The following is a 5971-nucleotide window of genomic DNA, read 5'->3' on the forward strand; positions in this document are numbered from 1 at the left end:
CACCCATACCGCAGGCTCCCTGCCCCCGAGCCGTGACGGGACCCGCACGCCTTTCACGAGACCGGCTGGAGCCGCATCGCCGCCGACACGGCTCCAGCTGCCGCCCTCTTCGGCGGGAGTGACGGGGCTTGATCCAGTAGCCCTGCCGCCCGGAGTGCACCTCGCGCGAGGACCGATCGAGGGGGAGCCCCAGTCCCTCGCGCTGCTGCCGCCGCCGCACCCGCGCGGCGGCGGCCGGTACCCACCAGCGTCCCACCGGCGACAGAGCTTGTCCCCGAAGCGGGCATATTCACCGGCCGGACTGCCGGGCGGAAGACAGGGCCGACCCGGCCCGCAGACGGGCCGCAGCGGTCGCCTCCTGGTGCACACGCGTCTGCTTGACGACCGCGTGAACGCTCCGGTCGGGGGGCAGGATGGCGGCTATGGCGTCTTCGGGCCCCGCAGGGCAGGCAGTGCTCGTCACGGAGTGCACGGGCGTGTTCGTGGTACTGCTCCAGGGCACCTTCGATCACCAGAGGGACCTCGACCTGCTGGACATGGCCCTGGAAGCCGGCCACCTGACGGCCAAGCAGGTCATCATCGACCTGTCGCGCACCAAAGACCTCAGCGCCCGGATGCTGAACACGCTGCTGCGGCAACGGCACCGGGCCGGCAGCCTGCCCTGGCTGGCCGGCCCGCTCAGCGCACCGGTCACCCGGCGCCTGGAAATCACCGGGACCCTCAAACACTTCACGGTCTTCGCCACCCTCCGCGAGGCAGCAGCCCACAACCGCGACCAGTAAGCACCGCCGCACACGCCACCGAGCTTGCCCATCCGGCAGCCGCGCGGCCACGGCAGACGAGTGTCTAGACGAGTCGTTTCGAATGATCAGTGGTCGTACGCGATCAGTGATCGTGTGACCGGCTGGCGGGTCTTGGGTGGTGCCAGCTCGCGACGGCCATCGCGAGAAAGCGCTGGGCGACGCGACCGCCACGCCCTCGCAGGTCCGCCCGCCGTGCTGTTCCAGGTCGAGCCGGCCCTAGAGAGTGTCGTTGACCGACCCGATCAACTGCCGCACCGACTTGAGGAGGCTCTCGCCCCGGCGTCTCCTCTCGCGCTTGGACAAGGCCGCAGTAACTCGGCTCCCCTGACAGCCAGAACGGCCGCGAATTCCTTGGACGCGAAACCCTTGTCCGCGATCACCAGCAGACCCGGCCGGTTCGCGGGCAGGTGCGGTTCACGGTCCAGCATCGCGGCCGGCGCCTCCCGCTCGTCCATCGTCGTCGCCAACGCCCACAGGTGGGGTATCCCGGTCGGGGTACAGACCAAGAACAGCCGCAGCCCCCAGAAGAACCGGGAGTGCCAGGCGCAGTACCCGTACCCGGCCCAGCCGACCATGTCCGACCGCTTGACCGCCGGACGCGAGCGACCGCACTGCACCGGCGTGGAACCGACGATCCAGGGGCAACGGGATGATCTTGAAGACCCGATGTACAACACGTCGATGGTGGTGCTTGCCAGAGGGCTACTTGCCGGGCTGGTCGGATGGCGAGATCAGAATACCGTTGGTGCTGACGCCTATGCGCTCACCGTAGAGCTGCACGTGCCGGCCGGTCGGCTCCAGGTCGGCCTCGTCAAGGTTCTCTGAGTCGTCCTGCCCCTCGATGAGTACGGAGTAATACCACGTTCTGCGGGCGGGAACAGTGTCGTAGTCGTAATCCGGGTGTCCGACAGTCACCTCCGCGCCTACCAGACCGAGCCGACGGGCCTCGGCGGAGTCACGGACCCGCACGACGTCACCCGTTTCGAACCGGGGAGCGGCAGCCGCTTCCGCCTCGCCGGCCAGGGCGCCGTACACGGCGGGGTGCAGGAACACCCCGCCATTGAGCGGCCGCTCCCATTCGTCGTTCCAGCCGGAGTCGTCCCTCCAAGTGAAGCCGAGAGCCCGCAGGCAGTCGGGCGCGGACCGGTGTGGCGTGAGGTCGACCTCGAAGTGCAGCATCTCCGGGGTGCGGTGGAACGGCCCCCGAGCATGCACGACCACCGTGCCGTAAGGCGCGAGTGCCGTGCGAAGGTGTTCGGTGAGTTTCGCCTCTTCCCGGGGCGTGGCTTCGACCCAAAGGGCCAGCCAGACGAGCCGGTAGGGCGCCAGGGTCACCGGTACCCACTCTCTGCCGGGCAGGTCATCACGAGTCATAGGACCGGTTTACCTTACGGCAGTCGGCACTCACGGCCCGGCCTCCCCCTACATGATGTAGACGCGGAACAGGCGCGAGTACCGCCCGACTGGGCGGGGTGACCGAGGCAAGCCGTCAGCATTCGGACTGACTCGTCTAGCTGCGTTCCCCAGGCCGCGGCCCCATCCTGTTCGAGCGGGCGGACGCGTGCAGCGCGCCGCCCGCCGCGGAACACGGCGTGACGCAGGAGGCTCGAATTCGCTCTGCCGAACCCGCCACTCCGGCCTGATTCTTGGCACAGAGACCTCGTGTGCCGCCCCCGGGCCCTGGCGGTCGCAGTGAGGTGCCCCGAACGGCCGGAGCGACGTTCGGCAGCGGATGCAGCCCCCGGCCAATCCGTCCTCGCATCCGGCTGTGGGGCATCTCCCGCGCCCCCGGGCCCGCGAGGACACCGGCACCAGCGAAGCGCTGTGCCGGGCGGCCGCCGCCGGACCGAGCAACTCAGCGGCGGCCGCAACCAGCCCGAAGCCACAACCCGTTGCTCTCCGGGCCCGGGCCGACCGGGGCTGTGACCCGGCGCATCTCGCAGAAGACGGTATGAGGCGGTTCGCTCACGCAGGAGTCCGGTGGCCGGGAGCACGTGCACCGGGCGGTAGGGATGCCGCTCCTCTCATGCCCGGGGGCGGGTCGCGCGTCCGACAGTTCGCCGGCACAAAGCGAAGGGTGTCTTCGTGCCGTCGAGGTAGCCGTCCTCGTGGAGTTGGCGCATCACCGTGTTCAGCAGGGCAGTGGTCGCTTCGTCCGGCCACAGGCAGGGGGCCCGCCAGAACTCCTGCCAGCTCGGCCCGTGCCCGTGGGCGCTTCGATAGGCGTCGATCCACGCGAGGGCGTCCTCGCGCCAGGGCCGGTCGCCGGCCAGCCGCACGGCTCGCTCCTGCACGGCCCTGGTCGACTTCCACCAGCGCCGGCCGCCGCCCGGGCCCAGGGTCTTCGTCAAGATCTCCAGCCCGACCTCGCGCGTGATCTGCGGGCAGAGCGGGCAGGTCACCGCCGCGGCAATGGAGGCCTGCACCCGCGCGGCGCGCTCCTGGCGGGCAGAGCGGCGGTCCTTCACAGCTGTTCGGTTCACAGACCACACTCTTGCCACACCCGGCCCCGGCCGCAACGCGGCTCGGCAGCGCCCGGCCGAGCGAGCACGAGAGGGCCACACCCGACGAAGCCCCCGCCCCCGTCGTGCAGGCGACGGGCAATCCGGCATGCCAAGGCGAGTCAGAGGGATCGGCGAGTATCGCCAAACGGCGTGCTTCCGGGCCTGTTCCGGGGTGGGGTTGCCAGAGGCGAGTCCGCTCAGGTTGATGGCCATGCGGCTGTAGGCGAGGGATCGTTCGCCGTTGCCGTATTCCTCACCGGCCATGGCGCACAGGACGAGCATGGCCTGCGCGAGACGGGAGACCAACGTCGCCGGCAGGGGCAGCGCCGGGCTGCAAGGCCAATCAGTGCGCAGGTCCGCGAGCTCGCCGTGCAGAGCAGGCACGTCCGCAGCGTCGCGGACAAGACCGTACTCGATCAGGTGGCACATCTCGTCCACGACAGGGGCCGGGACGGCGGTGACAAGCGATTCACTCGGCATACCCGATCAGCAGAGCCAAAGTCAGACACCGGCAACCACACGTCCGGCAGAAACTGCCCCTGCCGTCAGGACATGGCTTGGCACGTGCACAACCAGCCCGCCCTTGCCAACGGGGCGCGCCCCGCAGCGTGCGCGCACCTGTTGCGGAGCGGGGCCCTCTGGTTGAACAGGGGCAGGTGCGGCCGGGCGCGCGCAAGGCCGGCCGCCGCCCGGGGCACGGCCCGGCGTGGATGCCATGATGGACGGCATGGCCCGTGCGCGGCAGGCCGTGGTCGTCACGGAGTGGACGAACCTGTTCGTGGTCCTGATCGAGGGCGATTTCGCGCAGCCGATCGACCTCGATCTCCTCGGCATGGCCCTGGAGGTGGGGCATCTGACGGGCAAGCAGGTCGCGGTCGACGTCTCGCGCATCCAGACCATGAGTGCTGAGGTACTCAACGTCCTCCTGCAGCACCGGCACCGGGCGGGAACCCTGCCCTGGCTCGTCGGGCCGCTGGGCGCCCCGGCAGCCCGGCGCCTGGAGATAACCGGCACACTCCCGCACTTCAGGATCTTTCCGGCGCTGCCCGAGGCGCTGGACTGCAGCCGGGACGGATAGACCTGCGTCGCTCACGACCACGCCGTGCCGTCCGCGGTGCACGCACCACGCGACTGCAGGCCCGCACGTACAGAGATCCGGACCGCGAGTGCACCGCCCGGCCACGCCCGGTGTCCGGCGCGCGCACGCCGGACTGCCCTGACCTGCCCCGCCCCGCCGCCCGTCCCCTGTTGTTGATGACCCGAGGAGTGCTCTGGCTGGTCCCGGCCGGCAGGGCCGGGCGCGTAGGGGGCCGCCGCCGGGGTAGCCGGAGTGCTCCGGTCTGCGAGGGGCGGGTGAGGAGGGGCTTGCGTGCTGGAGCGGCGGTTACGGGCAGCGGCCCGGGGAGACGAGCGGCATCTTCCCGAACGGATGTGCAAAGCCGTGGGCGAGGCGCTGCCGGTGGAGGCGGTATCGATGACGCTGTTCACCCACCTGCCGGAGGCCCAGCTGCTGTGCGCCTCCCACGATTTGGCGGTGCGGTTGGCGGAGCTGCAGTTCGAGACGGGACAGGGCCCCTCGGTCGCGGCATCCGCGACAGGCCAGCCGGCAATCTGGGGCGACGTAAGCGAGGTCCGCGCGGCATGGCCGGTGTTCGGCTCGCTCGTGCGGGAACAGCTGCCCCGCATCGGCGCGCTCTACGCTATCCCGCTGCTGGTCGGGCGGGCCTGCCTCGGGTCGCTGGACCTGGCGCGAGGCACCCCGATGGACCCGGGCGCCCGGCTGCGGGGCGAGATGCTGCGCGGGGCCCGGGCCGCCGCGGAAATCCTCAACGCGGTGCTGAGCACAGCGCCCTGGCCGCACTGGCAGCCGGCCGAGATCATCGACACGCACTGGAACAGCGCGCACCGGGCCAGCGGCAAGCTCGCAGAACTGGGAGGTGTGCCGCCCTCCCTGGCACTGGACTGGATGCGAGCGCGCGCCTTCGCATCCGGACGGCCACTGCCCGAACTGGCCGACGAGATCCTGCGCAGCACCCGCCCCGATCCCCCGTGACGGCCAGACCGGCAACGCGGGCCGCGCCGGGCCGGCTGCACTGGCAGGCCGGCTCCAACCCGCCCCCGCGCCCGCGAACGGGATTCCCGCTGCCCGGCCGCGGGACCGCGGCGCCCTGAGCGGCGGTGAGCGTTCCGCCGGTCAGCGGCCGACGGCCCTGACCGGTTGCTGCTTGTTCATCGAGGAACGGCCCTCGATATTGCGCCGCTTGGCCTCCGCGTACAGCTGGCCCCCGGTGGGGCCCTGAGCGCCGCGGCGGGAGCGCTCGCTGCCCCGCCGCCGGGCGGACTTGGAATCCCGGGCGGACGCTTTGCTCACGCTCTTCGACTCGCCCGGGCGGGCCCGCTCCTTGTTCACCGGCGTGCCGCGATCTCCTTCGCGCGCCCCGCGGAAGTGCCCCGCTCCTGCGCGGCCGTATGCCGGGCCAGCGACTGCCGCAGCTGCCTGGCCACCGGCCCGCGGACCTCCTCTCCCCCGGCAGCGGAGGCCACCACCATCTCCGCGACCCGCCGCAGTTTGGTGTTGGTGCGCTGCGAGGTATCCACCAGCACCTCCCAGGCCCTCTGGGGCCCGCAGGATCCCGCGGCCATCAGCACACCGCGGGCCTGGTC

General features: G+C 71.3%; 5 protein-coding genes and 3 pseudogenes. 3 read left to right on the forward strand and 5 right to left on the reverse strand.

The window, feature by feature from the left end; all coding sequences use genetic code 11:
* Positions 1-422: 422 nt before the first annotated feature.
* Positions 423-782 carry a hypothetical protein gene (locus tag ACQKIP_RS37490; RefSeq protein WP_365867118.1) on the forward strand — a complete coding sequence of 120 codons (360 nt, stop codon included), beginning with the start codon at positions 423-425 and terminating at the stop codon, positions 780-782.
* A gap of 86 nt (positions 783-868) precedes the next feature.
* On the opposite strand, the pseudogene ACQKIP_RS37495 reads toward ACQKIP_RS37490, so the two are convergent.
* The 3 genes and pseudogenes from ACQKIP_RS37495 to ACQKIP_RS37505 form a co-directional block, all read right to left on the reverse strand.
* Positions 869-1441, reverse strand: a pseudogene (locus ACQKIP_RS37495) (IS982 family transposase); the annotation flags it as partial.
* 64 nt (positions 1442-1505) lie between these two features.
* Positions 1506-2138, reverse strand: a complete 633-nt coding sequence (locus ACQKIP_RS37500) for a hypothetical protein (protein WP_365867116.1) — start codon at positions 2136-2138, stop codon at positions 1506-1508.
* A 689-nt stretch (positions 2139-2827) separates the two neighbouring features.
* On the reverse strand, positions 2828-3286 hold the full coding sequence (locus tag ACQKIP_RS37505) for a hypothetical protein (protein ID WP_365867114.1): 459 nt from the start codon (positions 3284-3286) through the stop codon (positions 2828-2830).
* Between the two features lie 748 nt (positions 3287-4034).
* On the opposite strand from ACQKIP_RS37505, the gene ACQKIP_RS37510 reads away from it, so the two are divergent.
* Entirely contained in the window at positions 4035-4385 is a 351-nt protein-coding gene (locus ACQKIP_RS37510) for a hypothetical protein (protein WP_365867112.1), read from the forward strand.
* A 291-nt stretch (positions 4386-4676) separates the two neighbouring features.
* On the forward strand, positions 4677-5360 hold the full coding sequence (locus ACQKIP_RS37515) for a hypothetical protein (RefSeq protein ID WP_427745164.1): 684 nt from the start codon (positions 4677-4679) through the stop codon (positions 5358-5360).
* Positions 5361-5501: 141 nt separating this feature from the next.
* Here the strand turns inward: ACQKIP_RS37515 and ACQKIP_RS37520 are convergent.
* Both ACQKIP_RS37520 and ACQKIP_RS37525 read right to left on the reverse strand, forming a co-directional pair.
* Positions 5502-5857 (reverse strand): annotated as a pseudogene (locus ACQKIP_RS37520) (plasmid stabilization protein).
* 48 nt (positions 5858-5905) lie between these two features.
* Positions 5906-5950, reverse strand: a pseudogene (locus ACQKIP_RS37525) (hypothetical protein); the annotation flags it as partial.
* Positions 5951-5971: the final 21 nt, after the last annotated feature.

It is taken from the genome of Streptomyces sp. NPDC059900, from assembly GCF_050270335.1.
Classification (GTDB): Bacteria; Actinomycetota; Actinomycetes; order Streptomycetales; family Streptomycetaceae; genus Streptomyces.